This window comes from Kastovskya adunca (assembly GCF_059505785.1).
On record NZ_JCACLG010000029.1, the window covers coordinates 22314 to 37480 of the forward strand.

Sequence of the window (15167 nt, forward strand, 5' to 3'; positions counted from 1 at the left end):
AGTTAAAAGTTAGAAGGTTTCATCCTTCATACTTCATCCTTCATACTTCATCCTTCATCCTTACTGGTCAGGCGTTGGTAGGGGTTCCGGTCGTACTGAAAGTTCCTGGGTTCGATTGTTGCGTTGCACTGTTATTAGTAAGGGATTGCCAACGCCGCTTTCTTCCACTAACCGTTGGACAGCTTCTGAGGTTGTGACGGCTTGATTGTTGATAGTTTGGATGATATCTCCGGGTCTGAGTCCAGCTTCCGCCGCAGGAGAGTTCCGCGCCACGGCGGCGATCAGAATCCCTTGCTCTACCTCCACGTTGATATCAACATTGGGATTTGCGTTCAGTTGTTGCCTGATTTCTGGGGTGAGGGATATCATCTGAATTCCCAAGTAGGGATGTTCGACTCTTCCATTGGTGATTAGTTCTTGGGCAATGCGTCGAGCGCTGTCGATGGGAATCGCAAAGCCGAGTCCCTGCGCTCCCCCGATAATGGCGGTGTTGACGCCAATGACTTGACCCCGCGCATTCAGTAGGGGGCCACCAGAGTTACCCGGATTGATGGCGGCATCGGTTTGGATAAAGTCGATGCGCTTGTCGGATGCGCCAAAAGCGCTACCAGGGCGGTCTAGACCACTGATCACACCAACGGTTACGGTTTCTTGTAAACCGAGGGGATTACCGATCGCGATCGCCCATTGTCCCGGTCGCACCTGGGCGGAGTCTCCAAACTCCACGGGTTGCAAGTTTTCGATAGGAAGTTGAACGACGGCAATATCTGTTACCGGGTCTTCTCCCAAAACTTTGCCTTCAAAGCTGCGACCATCGGAGAAGGATACGGTGACTGTATCGGCGTTGTTGACGACGTGAGCATTGGTCAAAATCTGCCCGTTGGCACTGATGACAAAGCCCGACCAATCCCCCGCACCACGCGCTCTTGAGGTTGGATTCGCGCGGAATCACCAAAGAAACGGCGAAAGGTGGGATCGTCCAATGCCTCCGGTCTCCCGGTTGCTACGGTTCGAGCGGTGTTGATTTGCACGACGACAGGTTTGACTCTCTCCACCACGTCCACAACAAAGTTGGTGTCTTCTTCTGTTGGGGTAAGGGGGCGATCGCTTTCTCGTCTGGAATTGCCCAGCGATTGAGTCGTCTCTTGTTCAGGAAAGTTTCTTACCCGCTCCATTGAGCAACCCCCCAAAACAGCAAGACTGCTGCCCAGAATTGGTAGTAACCAGTAACCCGCCGATTTCGATCCCCATAATTGCCTGACTCTAATGATTCTGTTAGCCAGCGTATTAATTGAGTATTTATGCAATTCCTTTTGTTCCTGAGAGCTATTCTTCTCATAAGAGGTCAGGTCACTACTGCGGCGTATCGTTTTCATATCCACCTTGTCTTGAGTGATGCAAATTAATAATAGAACTACTAGATTTGGATTATTTATTCTTTTGCTGCTTTCATCAGTATAGGCTGTCCAAAGGCGGAATAATCCCCCAGATAGATGACTACTCCTTCCTTAGGGTAGAGTCTGAATTAAGAAAGAATAACTAGATTGATAGGTGTAAATCCTGAGAATTAGAACAAACAATAAACTGAAAAAATTGTCACTCATGGTGAAAATAACAACCTTCACCATCAAGTTTTAAAGCCTGTTCCCCATTTTTCATCACCAACGATTAACTTAACTATTTAGCAAACTAATCAGTGGTGAATTAGAAAATAGGTAGTGAAATTGCCAGCTTTTTGAAGGTTGAAAGAGCTATCCGTATCTGATGATATAGCAAATCCTATTTAGGTGGCGAATTGTATTGTTTCGCCTGCAATTAGGGTAGGCAAAATGCCTGCACTACAAAAGATTTTATAAATCAAGTAGGACTGCTATAGCCCGGTAGTTATAGCAAGTGTTTGTAAATTACTAGTTCAATTTAGGTTTTACATAATATAGCGTTTTTCTGTTTCCTCAGAAGCAAGCTAGTTAACTTACGAAAATAGGAGGTATTTTATGTACGAATCCCAGCAAATGAGCAAGAAAACCCTGGGAATAGTAAAAGCAATCTGCGGGAGTTTGATCCTTGGTGTGCCAGCGATCGCGTTCTCTGCAACCGCCCAGACGCTAAGCTCTAAGGTTAACCCCTGCCCTGGCATTTACTACCAGGAGCCGTTTAACCGCGTATCAATCGTCCCTCAGGGATGTCCGCCTAACGCGGCTACCCAAAGGAGACAGTCGGGTGTTGTAGAAGGAAGGACTACACCGGGTGCTCTGACTGACCGAGTGGCTCCTGCAACATCCAGAACTGGTGTTATTCAACCGCCTTTACCAGAAGAGCGCGCTCCGGTAGTTGCTAACGTCATGCCGATGAATGGTATGGTTAGCGTGAAACTGAAAAATAACACTAATGCGATCGTCTCCTACGAAGCAGTCGGACATACGCAACGCCGATTCTTGCCAGGTGGAGAAGAAGTTGTGTTGCAAAACTTGCCGACGCCTGTAACGATTACTATGGTTCGCCAGGATGAGGGGTTACTAGAAGTTATGCCAGTGTCTGCCTCTGAACAAGGACTGTTAGAGGTTGGGCTAGATGAAGAGACGACGCTGGACAGTAACCAGGGCGTATTAAGAATTCAAAGAGATGGTCAAGTCTTTTTGAACTAACCTGTTGCACAAATTGCGAAGAAAGTGCTTCTCAAGTGCGGCGCTTGAATCACTTGCAATTTGTAAAGAGACTATCAAGTTGGGCGATCGCCTAGCTTGATAGTCGTGACTAGACAGCAGACTTGTCTGGCAAGAAGAGCGATCGCTCCTTTCGGACAGGAAAGGTTTAGCATCGGGCATTGCTGCCAGGATGTGAGGAGTAATAAATTTTAAGGAGATTTTCTCGATGATGAATCAAGCTAGTGACAATCAAGTTGCCAATCGTAAGCGCGGCTTTGCTCAGGTGTTGTGGAACGCCAAGGGAGCACTGGCTATTGCTCTACTAGCAATAGTGCTACCTGCCTGTAATAATAATCAACAAGCAGGTGCCCCTCTGACTCAGGAACAAGAAAATGTCACCGCAGAGGACGTTACTGAGAACACCGAGAGCCTAGTTGGTCAGACTGTAACGATCCGCAGCGAAGCGGAAGCAGTGGGTGAGAATGCCTTCACCGTTAGCGATGGTCAGTTTTTAAGCGGTGAAACAATTCTGGTTGTGAATGCGACAGGACAACCTTTTGCTGTCCCGACTGACGGTATTGCGATTCAAGCCACGGGCGAGGTGCGCCAGTTTACGATCGCTGAACTCGAAGAAGAATACAACTTGAGTGGCGATCGGGAGCTGTACGCAGAGTACGAAAATAAACCAGCGATTATTGCTCAGTCCCTAGCTATAGCACCCGAACCTGAGGAAATCACTGAAAATCCCAGCGAATTCTACGGGGAAACGGTTGCCGTCAGAGGTGAAGTCGAAGAAGTTGGCGAGTCAGGTGTATTTAGACTTGATGGCGGCGACTTGATAGTCTTCGTGCCGACTCAGCAGAGAGCGATCACGGAAGACCAGGCAATCGCCGCAGTCGGGGAAGTCCGCCCATTCGTTGTTGCTGAGTTTGAGCGGGATTACGACTTAACTTGGGATGCAGGCGTGCAAAGCCAGTTGGAAGCAGAATATGCGAACAAACCTGTGCTGATTGCTCGCTCGGTATTCCCCTCAGCCATACCTGAGGTAGCAAAATAAGCGGATATCGCTGCCATTGGTCACCACTCTTGTGGTGATTTTTCTCCCCCCTTTGACCCCCTAAACTTAGGGGAAAGGGGGATTTTAGTTTTTGCAGATTACCCGACTTATGAATGAGTACAAGTTACCTGCGGTTCTAGAGAACATTGTGCAAGCCGACAGGGAACCCGATTTGGTTTTTTCTAAGTTACTCCCGGCATTGTGTGAGGTGTTGGAGTGCGATCGCACTTTTCTCTACCTGCGCGATCCCCACACCAAAATGGGGAGAACTCCTTACTGCTGGCGGCGCAACCCCGAATGTCCTGATGTCAGCACCGCCGAGTGGGAAAAAGAACCCGACTCTCTCCCCAAAGAAGACCCTCTATTTGCAGCAGCCCTGCGGACGGAGGAGTCGATTTTTGTGGAAGATGTGGAAACCGCCCCTCCAGAGGTTGTTAATCGCGATTTTGAGGCGGAAAACTTTGGACATCGGGCATTAATTCACGCTCATCTTTGTGAAGATGGGATGCTATGGGGGGTTCTGCAACCCTGCATTTTTGGTCAACCGCGAGTTTGGGGCGATCGCGATCGCTTTATTATCGATCGAGTCGTCGAAGCGATTACGCCGCTAGCTGCTGCTTATGTGAAATCCTCAGAGATTTAAGTGCTGAGTTATCTAAATTTACCCCCGGCTAAAACCTTTTATGTTATTGCCTAGTGTCTAAGAGGGAATGGGTATTAGCCGTTTCTTATCCAGCCAATAGCATTGCTTTTTCCGGAACGCTGGAGGTGCAGAGGGATTCCATTACCTGATCTTTGTAAGCTAGGAACGTGGGAGTGCGCTTAATTTGGCTGGTACGTATACTGTTGGCGTCGGTAAAGCCATCAGGGAGGTTGATTTTCAGTTCCTGCTTCACCGTACCCGGATGTGCGGATAAGACATAGATGCGCTGTGAGAGAAACACCGCTTCCTCAACATCGTGAGTAATCATGAAAATCGTGGTTCCGGTGCATCGCCAGACTTCCAGGAGGAATTGCTGCATCTGTTCTTTCGTTTGCACATCCAGCGCCCCAAAAGGTTCATCCATTAACAAGATTTTGGGTTGGGAGGCTAAAGCACGGGCGATCGCTACCCGTTGTTTCATTCCACCGGATAATGCCTTGGGAAGAGACTTGGCAAATTGGGACAACCCCACCACGTCTAAATAGTAAGCTACCCGTTGCCGCCGCACCGCTGCACTCATGCCTTGCAACTTCAAACCAAAACCGACATTTTCCGCCACATTCATCCAGGGATACAACGTATAGCTCTGAAAGACCATCCCTCGGTCAAAACCTGGCCCCGCAACGCGTTCCCCATCGACCCGAATTTCTCCCGATGTCGGGAACTCCAACCCTGCAATTAGGCGTAACAAGGTAGACTTACCCGAACCACTCGCGCCAACGGTACAGACAAACTCTCCCTCTTCGATATGCATATTGATATCTTCAAGAGCCAGCAGCGAACCTTTGCGAGTGGGAAATTCCTTGTGTAGTTGAGAAACTTCTAAATGCATAAAACTATCTACCTAATTTGAAAATAGCAACTGAGTACTGAAGATCGCCGACTGGGAAGATAATAGACGAGTTGAAAAAAATCTAATTCCAGACTTATTTATCAATTCATAGCCCATTTACAAGACAGGCGCAGTAACAAACGAAACAAAAGATCAATGGCTAAGCCAATTAGACCAATAACAATTAAACCAACAAAGATTTCATCCGTCTTCAAAAACCGTTGAGCCACACTAATCCGCCGTCCTAGCCCTTCCGTCGCCGCCACTAACTCCGCAACAATTACTAAGTTCCAAGATGCCGCCATATTTACCCGCGCAGCATCAAGAATTGTCGGCAAGATAAACGGAAAAATGACTTGCAGTAAAACCTGTTTGCGTTTCCCCCCTAAGGTATAAGAGGTTTCGATTAACTCTTTAGGAACCTCCTTTACCCCATCCATCACCATCAGGGTATTGAAAAATAAAGTGCCAATAAAAATCAGCAAAATCTTCGGTTCTTCTCCAATCCCAAAGTACAAAATGAGCAAGGGAATAAAAGCCGGAGCAGGCATATAGCGGACAATGCCGATAATCGGCTCCATTAAGGCTCGGATACTGGGAAAAGTTCCCATCAGAGTTCCCAAAGGAATAGAAATACTAGCGGCTAAAAGAAAACCACTGAGTACCCGAAACAAGCTGTAAAAAATATCTTTGAGTAAATCGCCACTTGCCCAGAGGGATTGAAAAGCACCCAGAACAGCAGTAGGAGTGGGGAGAAACAAAGGTTTTACTAACCCAGAATTAGAAATAAGTAGCCACAAGATAAACGGTACTACCACCGAGAGCACCATTAAGCTCCAACTCAACTTTTTAGGAATATCATCAGTAATCCGCCAAAAGACACTAGGTTTTAGAACCTTAGCCGGACGAGAGATATTTGCATGATTTACATACTCAGGAGGTTGAGCCATAAGGGTTCCTTGAATAATCAATAGCTATCAAACCTAAAAAATTTTTAAGTAAGTATGCGGGAATAAATTAAAGTATTTAAACTTGATTTGTAGTCAAGGTCTTATGACTATTTTGAGGGCTTTAGACCTGCCTACACACCTCGAGTTATTTACTTTCGTCCTACTACTTATTTCTCTTTGTCCTCTGCGCCTGGTGCGGTTTACTAAGTTTCCCTACTACCCCACCCCAGAATCAGCAAACAGCCTTTAAGTCTTCCCCTTCTCCGCATAAGCTTTAACAAACTGGTCATCAAAGATATTGCTAATATCCGGAGCCTCCCTGACTAATCCAGCTTCCAGCAAAAATTCACTAATTTCCTTAGCCGCATAGGGTAAAGATTTCATGTCATTCCCCGGTTCAAATGCTTTCAAATTATCCTCAATCCTAAAGATTGTTGTACCAGCATCATAGTTTTTATACTCTTCTACCGATACCCCAGCCTGTTTCGCTAAAGTTTCCCTCCCTTTTTGATTGTTTTTTTCCAAATAATTGAGGGTATCAAACCAAGTATTAACTAGTGCTTGTACATCTTGAGGTCTTTCCTCAATTAACTGGCGCTTAACTACAAGAAGATCGGGAATTGCACCAGGAAAATCTTTAGAGCTAAATAGTTCTTTGCTTCCTGGTCGTTGTAAAGCTTGGGTTGTAAAGGGGGCAAATACTCCGACTGCATCTACTTGTCCAGCCACAAATGCGGCGGCGGCTGCACCCGTTTCCAAGGGTTGAATGTTGACATCTTTTGCAGACAACCCCGCTTCTTTCATTCCCAAAAGTAAGAGGAAATGGTCAACTGTGCCTTCTTCAACAGCTATGGTTTTGCCTTTGAGGTCGCTCACACTGTTAATGCCGTCGCGAGCAATTATTTTGTCGTTACCTGTGGAGTTGTCATTAACTAGGACAACGGCTAAATCCACCCCAGCAGCGGCAGCCGTAAGCGCGTCATTAAGCGTTTGGCTGTTGGCATCCAACTGACCTGCTGTAAAGGCATTAATAGAGTCTAGATAGCCATCAAACCATTTCAAATCTACCTTGACGTTATTCTCTTCAAACAGATTTTGTTCTTGAGCAACTTGCCAGGGAAGCCAACCGGGCCAAACACTAAAGCCCATTTGAATTGTTGCATTTTCTGAGGCAGAATTCCCAGAAATTGCAGTTGGGGAAGAGGGAGTACAACTAGCGGCGATCGCTAAGCTGAATACAAACAAAGTTAGTAAAGAAATTAACTTATTAATCTTCATCCCTTTCCCTTTTTTTTACGTCAACTCAGAAAGTGCTGGTTACTAATCATTAATGATTAATAACTCATCATCACATCTGTATCTGTTGCTACCGTTCCTTCAGATAACTGACTTTTCATTGCCACTTGTAGCCGCACCCAATCCAGCCAAAGGTCTAATCCTTCACCCGTTTTGGCAGAAACTGGAATAATTTGAGCATTCGGATTCATTTGGCGAACATTCGCTTCAATGCGGCTAATATCAACGTCCAAATAAGGAGCTAAGTCTAATTTCGTAATCAGCAAACAATCCGCTTCCTGAAACATGACCGGATACTTCAGCGGCTTATCTTCCCCTTCCGTTATACTCAGCAGGGCAACCTTTGCATGTTCTCCCACTTCAAACTCCGCCGGACAGACTAAATTGCCGACATTTTCCACCAGCACTAAATCAAAATCAGAAGGATTGTACTGATGTTCTAGAGTGTGAATTCCTCCTGCCACCATTTTTGAATCTAGGTGACAGGAACGCCCCGTATTAATAGCAATCACAGGGACATCATACTGGCGCAGGCGATCGGCATCTAATTCCGTCGTCATGTCCCCTTCAATAACGGCAATTTTTAGCTGATTTCTTAAAGCCGCCAATGTGCGTTCCAAGAGTACCGTTTTGCCCGAACCAGGACTACTCATCACATTCAGGCAAGTAATTCCCCACTGATCAAAATGAGCGCGATTGTGGTCAGCACCCGCTTGATTTGCATGAAGTAAATTAATCCCTAAAGCCGCGTCAAAAGTTTGATGCATTGTTACCTAACTTCCTTACATAGATCTTCAAAAAAACTCTCTTGCCCCTCAGAGCTAACCCCCGCGTCCCTCTGTGTTTAAAAAATACCCCCCTTCTCCAAAGCCATATCCACACACTCAATCCGGTCAATTTTCAACTCTCGCCCTGAGCGAATATCCTCCATCGGAGCATTGCACTGGGAGCAACCATATTGCAGCCCCACTACAGGCATATACTCCTGCTGACAAGAATGACAAAAAGCAATCAAGGGCGTTTCTTCAATCACTAAGGTGGCATTTTCAAGAAATGTATTCTGCTTCTGAACATCAAAAGAGAATTGCAAACTGATTGGTTCAACACAAGTAAATTTGCCGACAATTAAATGAACCTTGTCCACTTGAGGGCGTTCCGGTTGTGATTCCCACCAATCTTTGACTGTTAAAATCAAAGCCTTGGTCATATCAGTTTCATGCATGAGCTATCTCCACTCTTCTATCAACTCTGGTGTTTGCTCTGAATGGAGATAGGTGGGTCTTTTTCTCGGAAGTTGTCCGGATAATACCAAATGAGCCATCGTGTCACAGATAACGCGAGTTGCCATTAACGACGTCATATCACTGACATCGTAGGGCGGTGAAACTTCGACAACTTCTAATCCACAAACAGGCGCTTTTTGGACAATTTTGCCCAACAATGCCAGGGCTTCACGGGGTAATAAACCACCGGGTTCGGGCCATCCCGTACCAGGGACAAATCCAGCATCAATGCAGTCAATATCGAAGCTGATATAAACGCAATCGGTACCGTCTAACGCTCGTTCTAAGGCAAAATTAACAGCGGCATCAATGCCCATTTCAGTGATATCTGTAACCGTTAAAATGTTGGTTGCTCGTTCTCTGCAAAATTTCACTCCTTGACGCGGAACTTGCCAGCCACCAATGCCCAGTTGTACCAAGTTTTTTGCTGGAGCATTTTTCATATTTGTGGCATGAAACCAGGGACAGGTATGCATCCGTTCATCTAAGTCGGTTTCCTGAGTATCGACATGGCGATCAAAGTGGATAATCCCGACTTTTTTATCGCCTAAGTGACGACAAATTCCCCGAACTGTCGGAAAACCAATTGAATGATCGCCGCCTAAGATAATGGGAAATGCCCCGGAGGAGAAAATATGAGCAATGCCTTTGGAAATTTGGTCAAAAGACTTTTCGTTATTGCCAGGAATTGTGAAAATATCACCGACATCACACAAGGTTATTTGCTCGCGCAAGTCAATTCCTAGTTCAAAGTTGTAGGGGGTATACAATGCGGAAATTCTCCGAATTCCCTGCGGACCAAAACGCGTACCAGGACGATAGGTAGTACCGGAATCATGGGGAACGCCGACGATTGCTACATCGTATTCCCCAACTTTTCTGACATCTTCTATATAGGGAGCTTTAAGAAAAGTATTGATTCCGGCGTAGTGGGGAAGTTCACCGCGAGAGAAGGTAGAAATAGTGCGATCGCGTATACTTTCGGCGGCTTCTAAGCCATACTCTAACCCTCTATCGACTTCCTGCTGCCAACCTGTTAGTGGCAGTTGTGCTTCGCGTTCTAAGGCGCGATTGGCTTCTGATAAATGTCCGTTTAAGTTGGAGTTTGGGGGTTGGAAGGATGGTTGTTCAGTCATGTCCTTTGCAGGTGAAAACAATAAGTTTTAGAAAGCAAAAAGCCCAGGAAAGTATCAACAGTTCCATAACTGCTGTATACTTCTCCCGGGCTTTTTTCCCGCCGTGTAGCTATCCTTGGTTTTTTAAACTAATAAAAACTCTGCCAAGTTAGCTTGCCTCTCTCGGACCAGTCGTTTAAGTTATTCAACTCAAACCGGAACCCTAGAGGCAATTAATTGTCAAGTTTTGCTAGAAATAATTTGAACAAACTTATCAATTCTTTACTTTTGAAGGTTAGTTCAGTGTTTTTGTGAAACTCCTAGCTTATTGATACTTTTATCAATCCAGCAGCCGGAAAAATGTATCAAAGGCTACTAAAAGATAATTGATAGGCGATCGCTTTATTTCTGAGGGTGAATAGTGATTGGTTTGGGTGGGTTGGATGTGTCAGGTGCTGGTGTTTAATAAACCGCAGAGGGCGCAGAGGGCGCGGAGAATAGATTAATAGAGAGAAGAGAGAGAAATGGCAAGGTTAATTGTAATTACGGGTGTCAGTCGCGGTTTGGGTAAGGCGATGGCGGAGGAGTTTATCCAGGCGGGACATACGGTTTTGGGTTGCGCTCGTTCTGCGGAGGCGGTGGCACAACTTAAGAAATTTGGTTCGCCTCACGATTTTACAGCGGTGGATGTGGCAGATGAGGGGCAGGTTCAGGCTTGGGCAAAGCGGCTTTTGGCTGAGTATGCTCCCCCAGATTTGTTGATTAACAATGCGGGTATCATCAATGAATTAGCACCGCTTTGGGAAATTCCTAGTGAGGATTTTTCTCGCTTGATTGATGTGAATATCAAGGGAGTAGGGAATGTACTTCGCCACTTTATCCCGGCAATGATTGAGGGGAAAAGTGGCATTATTGTGAATTTCAGTTCGGGCTGGGGGCGTTCGACTTCTCCGGAGGTTGCGCCTTACTGTGCTTCTAAGTGGGCAATTGAGGGATTAACTCGCGCTTTGGCGCAGGAACTGCCTGCTGGGATGGCGGCGATTCCCTTAAATCCTGGCATTATTCACACGGATATGTTGGACATTTGCTTCGGGGAAGCAGCGGCGGATTACACATCGATTCAGGACTGGGTGAAAGTAGCGGTTCCCTTTTTGCTGCAGCTGAGTCCTGCGAATAATGGGGTGCCGTTGACGGTTCCGGCTTAGTTACTAAGCTCCCTGAGATAGGCGCATCCACATCGGTAAGGTGCGATCGCCTCCGCCTTCAATTCGTTCTAAGGCGGCGGCTATTTCAACGCGCACATCAAACTCGCTTTCTTTTTCCAGCGCCCGACGCAAGGGTTCTATGGCGGTTTCATTCCCCATCTCGTTCAGGTAACGGGCAGCACGCCAGCGTACTAGTTTAGAGCAGTCTTCTAGGGCTTTAGCCATAGTTGCGATCGCGCTTTCATCCCCTAGATCGCTCAAGGCGTCCCCCGCTGTACGGCGCACAATCACGGAGCTATCAGAGAGGACAGCACGACACAGAGGTTCTACCGCTTCTGGTATTTCACTGGTGCCTAGGATGGCGGCAGCCCAACGGCGAACAGCACTCCGCTGATCATTGAGGGCGGTAAGGATGGCGGGGAAGGTTTCCGGTGTAACCTCCAGCTTCTGAATTGCCTTCAGTCGCCGCTGTCCGTCCGGACTCTGGAGTTCGTCTAGCAAGGCTTGTTGATTGACAGGTTTGGCCGTCGGTGCTTCTTCAACAGAGTTAGGTGACGTAGTGTTGGAGGCGATCGCTAGAGCTTCAATCTGTGCCAGCTCGGCTTGATCAACCAAGCTATCGATCTCCTCGGCTACCATTTGCACGACCTCACTAGGCAGCCCGTTGCGGGATTCGTAGGGTTGCCAGCGGCGTTCGGTGATGTAGTTCGCCCCTGTTGCCGCGATCGCTCGTTGCAGAGCTTCATTAAACCGTTCTGGCAGGCTCACTCTCGCTTGTTCCCCTGACTCTGTTGTCGCCCGCACCTGTATGGGAATGTGGCGAAACACCTGAATGGCGACATCAACTTGCCCTAAATTTTGACGGGCTTCACGGCTACTTTCCGTCGCAGGCTGTGCTAATTGAGCCTTAAGTTTCTCATCGGCTGACTCTGCAATCCCCAGTAAACGAGCAGATTGAGCTAAAATTGGCTGCCAATCGGCGTTACTTTCTCGCATCAGCGTAATAAAGTCCAACGCCAGAAAAACTTCTTTAACCCCCTTGAGCTGAAGCAATTGCTTGGCAACTTCCGGCACATTGGTAACCGTTTCATTGGGGCGCAGTGTTACAGGTTTGGCGCTAATCTGCTCATCAAGATTGAGCTTCATGCAGTGGGGATTGGGGGTAGTTTCTAGGGAAGAGAGTTTCATATTGCTATTTTTTAAAAAATCATGACGCCAATCGAAAGCAAGATTGAAGCGATCGCTATTATTAAAATTTCTGCTCAAATCCAGCTTTAGGTGTTGCCAGGTTCTTTCCTAGAGGGGGTTTTAGGCCCGCCTACCAGCAACGTCGCCGCCATTGTATAAAATACCCAGAACACCGCTGGCACTAATAAAAACAGCATTAAACCTGCTAATCCAGCAAAGGGAGCAGTGACAAACAGCAATATCAATGCAAACAGGGTGAAAATTACAACTAACCGATTCATAATGCCTTCTACCTGATTTAGCCCTATTGCTTCACCCTATCAAGACCACACGTTGCCCCGTACCCTCCCTGATGCTGAAATTAAAGGGGTCATAGGCTAGCAACATTGACCTTAAGCTGAATGGTACTGACTTAAGCGGAAAATAGTCGTTTTTGAGAAAAACCCAGCTTGGGGGGGCTTCCCCCCAATCCCCCCGCTGGGGGATGAGTGCCTCCCCCAGACCCCCTGCACAAGGTTTGATCGGTTGTGATGAATTTTTTTAAGTTAGTACCATTCGACTTAAGCTGCACTCAACGTCTGCGCCCGGATCTGTTCTACCCAGTGGTTGAGATTATCCATATCTAAGCGATAACTTAGAGGATGGGCAATCAACCGCGCCGTACTCTCAAACAGCGTCTCAATCTCAATCAAGCCATTTTCTTTTAATGTCCGACCTGTGGAAACTAAGTCTACAATTGCCTCAGACATACCTGTAATTGGCCCTAATTCTACAGAGCCAGACAGCGGCACAATTTCCACAGGTAGGTCTATGCTGTCAAAGTATTCATTGGCGCAGTGGACAAACTTGGAAGCAACACGACCATGGGGAGGCAGTTCTAAGGGGCGACGGTAAGGGCTTGATTGCTTCACCGCAACCGATAGCCGACAGGAGCCAAAGCGCAAATCAGCTAGATGTGCCACCTGCGGACTCTTTTCTCGCAAGACATCATAGCCAACTACTCCCAACTGGGCTTGACCGTACTCAACATAAACGGGGACATCCTGTGTCCTCACCAGCAAGGCTTTAGCGGTGCCTGTGGGGTCTTGAATCTGGAGTTGGCGACTGGCGGAGTCGAGAAACGCGCTAAAGTCTAGTCCAACCGATTGCAGCAGTTTGATGCTGTCTTTTAGTAATGCGCCTTTTGGCAGTGCAACGGTAATCGTCATCGCAGGGGAAATTTTAATATTTACAATATTAATGTTGGCGATCGCTCGACCACCATGCCATGTTCTCATCCATTGCGTCGTGTTTCATCACCACTGAGTGAAAAAGGTTAGATGCGAATTCTCTTAGTTGATGATGAAGTTGAGCTGACAGAACCGCTGAGTCGCCTGTTGACACGAGAAGGCTACAGCGTTGATGTGGCTTATGAGGGAGCTGAAGGTAGCCAACTGGCGTTGCAAGGCGGATATGACTTGCTGATTCTCGACTGGATGCTACCTAAACGATCGGGATTGGAGATTTGTCAGCAGTTGCGATCGCAAGACGTAACTACACCCGTTCTCTTTCTCACTGCCAAAGATACTCTAGATGACCGGGTGTTGGGCTTAGATGCGGGTGCTGATGACTATCTTGTCAAACCTTTTGAACTGCGGGAGTTACTGGCGCGGGTGCGGGCTTTGCTGCGACGTTCGGCGGCGGCTGAACCTAGTAATGCTAGCCAACGCCTGAAAGTGGGAGAGCTAGAACTTGATGGCGAAAACCAGCTTGCTTATCGGGGCGATCGCTTAATTGAGCTATCGGAAAAAGAAAGCCAACTACTGGACTTTTTTATCCGCCATGCAGGTCAGTTATTGACCCACGCTCAAATCCACGAGCATTTGTGGGGTGACAAAGAGCCACCTAGCAGCAATGTCCTTGCGGCACTGATTCGCCTCTTACGGCGCAAAATTGAGGCAAAGGGCGAAACACCTCTGATTCATACGGTGTACGGCAAAGGCTATCGTTTTGGAGAAAGTAGCTGACTCTAGCATTTTGATTTAGCGATCGCCTCAACGTGCCTGTGCTTGATCTCGGCTGAATAACTGACACTGAAGAGCAAGCTACTTTAACGGATAAAGCCCATAGCAAACACAGCAATAGCACCTACTACTGCCAGGATAGAGAGAACGCGTCCCGCATTAGGGCTACCTTTCCAGGAATAATTTTTATCTTTCATCACTATTTTTATGGAATTGACGTTGATTGTTACATTTTTCAATCAATAGCCGCGCCCATCCCTAGTTAGACATTCCAATTTGGTAGCGAGGATCACTTTTACTGTTTTCAAGTCGCTAATCTTCTGATGATTAATCTACCCACAGATATATCTTTAGTCAGGGGGCAAGGGACACAATAAATGAAGTTTAGAAAAAACTTCCACCATGACAAACAAAAGCTTTGCAAAAAAACTAACGCAGAGTATTCTGCGGCGATTTGCAGCCCTGTGTTTCTTTGCAGTACTGTTTTTTGTCAGCTCAGGCATTCCCCAAGCCTTGGCAGATTCTGGAGCGATCGCTAATCTCGAAAAACAAAACCTGCTGATTGCTCGAAACCCAGTGGAAGAAGCAGTAGATAACCTAGCTGGGCAAGGGACTACCGACCAAATTCAAGGTCAAGTTGATGAAAGCACAGGTCGTGTTCAACGGGAACTTGGTAAGGTGACAGGTCAAACTGAAGGAGCACTTCGTGAAACCAAAGGTCAGGCGCAACAATCCCTCGGAGAAACGAGACGCGCTGTTGACAAAGCCAGCGACAAGGCTGAGTACCAGCTTGAAAAGGCAGGTGAAAAAACTGAAGACGCCTCAGAAAACTTGATTGACAAAATCAAGAATTTCTTTGACTAAAACAAGCAAACAAAACCTGTGAAACT

The 15167-nt window shown here is 46.9% G+C and carries 17 protein-coding genes and 1 riboswitch; of the genes, 6 read left to right on the plus strand and 11 right to left on the minus strand.

The window, feature by feature from the left end; translation table 11 throughout:
- Nucleotides 1–60: 60 nt before the first annotated feature.
- Nucleotides 61–870, minus strand: a complete 810-nt coding sequence (locus tag AC5JR3_RS11240; protein WP_495845934.1) for a trypsin-like peptidase domain-containing protein — start codon at nt 868–870, stop codon at nt 61–63.
- The gene (locus tag AC5JR3_RS11245; protein WP_495845936.1) at nt 867–1376 is read right to left on the minus strand and encodes a hypothetical protein; all 510 of its coding nucleotides are present in this window, start codon (nt 1374–1376) and stop codon (nt 867–869) included. Before AC5JR3_RS11245 ends, AC5JR3_RS11240 begins: the two co-directional genes overlap by 4 nt.
- A gap of 618 nt (nt 1377–1994) precedes the next feature.
- On the opposite strand from AC5JR3_RS11245, the gene AC5JR3_RS11250 reads away from it, so the two are divergent.
- From AC5JR3_RS11250 to AC5JR3_RS11260, 3 genes are all read left to right on the plus strand, one after another.
- Nucleotides 1995–2645, plus strand: a complete 651-nt coding sequence (locus AC5JR3_RS11250; protein ID WP_495845938.1) for a hypothetical protein — start codon at nt 1995–1997, stop codon at nt 2643–2645.
- 226 nt (nt 2646–2871) lie between these two features.
- Complete coding sequence (locus AC5JR3_RS11255) at nt 2872–3702, plus strand: hypothetical protein (RefSeq protein WP_495845940.1); 831 nt, start codon at nt 2872–2874, stop codon at nt 3700–3702.
- Nucleotides 3703–3811: 109 nt separating this feature from the next.
- Nucleotides 3812–4345, plus strand: a complete 534-nt coding sequence (locus AC5JR3_RS11260; RefSeq protein ID WP_495845942.1) for a GAF domain-containing protein — start codon at nt 3812–3814, stop codon at nt 4343–4345.
- Between the two features lie 85 nt (nt 4346–4430).
- Here the strand turns inward: AC5JR3_RS11260 and AC5JR3_RS11265 are convergent, their stop codons facing one another.
- The 6 genes from AC5JR3_RS11265 to speB all read right to left on the minus strand — a co-directional run bounded on the left by AC5JR3_RS11265 (nt 4431) and on the right by speB (nt 9902).
- Nucleotides 4431–5237, minus strand: a complete 807-nt coding sequence (locus AC5JR3_RS11265; protein WP_495845944.1) for an ABC transporter ATP-binding protein — start codon at nt 5235–5237, stop codon at nt 4431–4433.
- Between the two features lie 101 nt (nt 5238–5338).
- On the minus strand, nt 5339–6187 hold the full coding sequence (locus tag AC5JR3_RS11270) for an ABC transporter permease (RefSeq protein ID WP_495845946.1): 849 nt from the start codon (nt 6185–6187) through the stop codon (nt 5339–5341).
- Between the two features lie 246 nt (nt 6188–6433).
- A complete protein-coding gene (locus tag AC5JR3_RS11275; RefSeq protein WP_495845948.1) occupies nt 6434–7465 on the minus strand; it encodes an ABC transporter substrate-binding protein in 1032 nt (343 codons plus the stop codon).
- A gap of 56 nt (nt 7466–7521) precedes the next feature.
- On the minus strand, nt 7522–8250 hold the full coding sequence (hypB, locus tag AC5JR3_RS11280; RefSeq protein ID WP_495845950.1) for a hydrogenase nickel incorporation protein HypB: 729 nt from the start codon (nt 8248–8250) through the stop codon (nt 7522–7524).
- A 77-nt stretch (nt 8251–8327) separates the two neighbouring features.
- Complete coding sequence (hypA, locus tag AC5JR3_RS11285) at nt 8328–8705, minus strand: hydrogenase maturation nickel metallochaperone HypA (protein ID WP_495845952.1); 378 nt, start codon at nt 8703–8705, stop codon at nt 8328–8330.
- A gap of 3 nt (nt 8706–8708) precedes the next feature.
- Entirely contained in the window at nt 8709–9902 is a 1194-nt protein-coding gene (gene speB, locus AC5JR3_RS11290; protein WP_495845954.1) for an agmatinase, read from the minus strand.
- An 80-nt stretch (nt 9903–9982) separates the two neighbouring features.
- A riboswitch (guanidine-I (ykkC/yxkD leader) is annotated at nt 9983–10119 on the minus strand.
- A 286-nt stretch (nt 10120–10405) separates the two neighbouring features.
- Between speB and AC5JR3_RS11295 the strand changes: the two genes are divergently transcribed.
- Entirely contained in the window at nt 10406–11086 is a 681-nt protein-coding gene (locus AC5JR3_RS11295; protein WP_495845956.1) for an SDR family oxidoreductase, read from the plus strand.
- Nucleotides 11087–11089: 3 nt separating this feature from the next.
- Here AC5JR3_RS11295 and AC5JR3_RS11300 read toward each other — a convergent pair whose 3' ends face one another.
- The 3 genes from AC5JR3_RS11300 to hisG form a co-directional block, all read right to left on the minus strand.
- On the minus strand, nt 11090–12274 hold the full coding sequence (locus tag AC5JR3_RS11300; protein ID WP_495845958.1) for a virulence factor: 1185 nt from the start codon (nt 12272–12274) through the stop codon (nt 11090–11092).
- An 86-nt stretch (nt 12275–12360) separates the two neighbouring features.
- Nucleotides 12361–12555 carry a hypothetical protein gene (locus AC5JR3_RS11305; protein ID WP_495845960.1) on the minus strand — a complete coding sequence of 65 codons (195 nt, stop codon included), beginning with the start codon at nt 12553–12555 and terminating at the stop codon, nt 12361–12363.
- A gap of 279 nt (nt 12556–12834) precedes the next feature.
- The gene (hisG, locus tag AC5JR3_RS11310) at nt 12835–13482 is read right to left on the minus strand and encodes an ATP phosphoribosyltransferase (protein WP_495845990.1); all 648 of its coding nucleotides are present in this window, start codon (nt 13480–13482) and stop codon (nt 12835–12837) included.
- Between the two features lie 111 nt (nt 13483–13593).
- Between hisG and rppA the strand changes: the two genes are divergently transcribed.
- Together rppA and AC5JR3_RS11320 are read left to right on the plus strand one after the other, a co-directional pair.
- Complete coding sequence (rppA, locus tag AC5JR3_RS11315; RefSeq protein ID WP_495845962.1) at nt 13594–14280, plus strand: two-component system response regulator RppA; 687 nt, start codon at nt 13594–13596, stop codon at nt 14278–14280.
- Between the two features lie 399 nt (nt 14281–14679).
- A complete protein-coding gene (locus AC5JR3_RS11320; RefSeq protein WP_495845964.1) occupies nt 14680–15141 on the plus strand; it encodes a CsbD family protein in 462 nt (153 codons plus the stop codon).
- The last annotated feature ends 26 nt before the right edge of the window (nt 15142–15167 follow it).

Excerpts from the sequence above, each read along its gene's own strand:
- AC5JR3_RS11265 (WP_495845944.1), bottom strand. The coding sequence starts at position 5,237 with ATGCATTTAGAAGTTTCTCAACTACACAAGGAATTTCCCACTCGCAAA.
- AC5JR3_RS11245 (WP_495845936.1), bottom strand. The coding sequence starts at position 1,376 with ATGAAAACGATACGCCGCAGTAGTGACCTGACCTCTTATGAGAAGAAT.
- AC5JR3_RS11320 (WP_495845964.1), top strand. The coding sequence starts at position 14,680 with ATGACAAACAAAAGCTTTGCAAAAAAACTAACGCAGAGTATTCTGCGG.
- AC5JR3_RS11255 (WP_495845940.1), top strand. The coding sequence starts at position 2,872 with ATGATGAATCAAGCTAGTGACAATCAAGTTGCCAATCGTAAGCGCGGC.
- AC5JR3_RS11270 (WP_495845946.1), bottom strand. The coding sequence starts at position 6,187 with ATGGCTCAACCTCCTGAGTATGTAAATCATGCAAATATCTCTCGTCCG.
- AC5JR3_RS11295 (WP_495845956.1), top strand. The coding sequence starts at position 10,406 with ATGGCAAGGTTAATTGTAATTACGGGTGTCAGTCGCGGTTTGGGTAAG.
- AC5JR3_RS11275 (WP_495845948.1), bottom strand. The coding sequence starts at position 7,465 with ATGAAGATTAATAAGTTAATTTCTTTACTAACTTTGTTTGTATTCAGC.
- AC5JR3_RS11260 (WP_495845942.1), top strand. The coding sequence starts at position 3,812 with ATGAATGAGTACAAGTTACCTGCGGTTCTAGAGAACATTGTGCAAGCC.
- AC5JR3_RS11300 (WP_495845958.1), bottom strand. The coding sequence starts at position 12,274 with ATGAAACTCTCTTCCCTAGAAACTACCCCCAATCCCCACTGCATGAAG.
- AC5JR3_RS11305 (WP_495845960.1), bottom strand. The coding sequence starts at position 12,555 with ATGAATCGGTTAGTTGTAATTTTCACCCTGTTTGCATTGATATTGCTG.
- AC5JR3_RS11250 (WP_495845938.1), top strand. The coding sequence starts at position 1,995 with ATGTACGAATCCCAGCAAATGAGCAAGAAAACCCTGGGAATAGTAAAA.
- hypA (WP_495845952.1), bottom strand. The coding sequence starts at position 8,705 with ATGCATGAAACTGATATGACCAAGGCTTTGATTTTAACAGTCAAAGAT.
- rppA (WP_495845962.1), top strand. The coding sequence starts at position 13,594 with ATGCGAATTCTCTTAGTTGATGATGAAGTTGAGCTGACAGAACCGCTG.
- hisG (WP_495845990.1), bottom strand. The coding sequence starts at position 13,482 with ATGACGATTACCGTTGCACTGCCAAAAGGCGCATTACTAAAAGACAGC.
- hypB (WP_495845950.1), bottom strand. The coding sequence starts at position 8,250 with ATGCATCAAACTTTTGACGCGGCTTTAGGGATTAATTTACTTCATGCA.
- speB (WP_495845954.1), bottom strand. The coding sequence starts at position 9,902 with ATGACTGAACAACCATCCTTCCAACCCCCAAACTCCAACTTAAACGGA.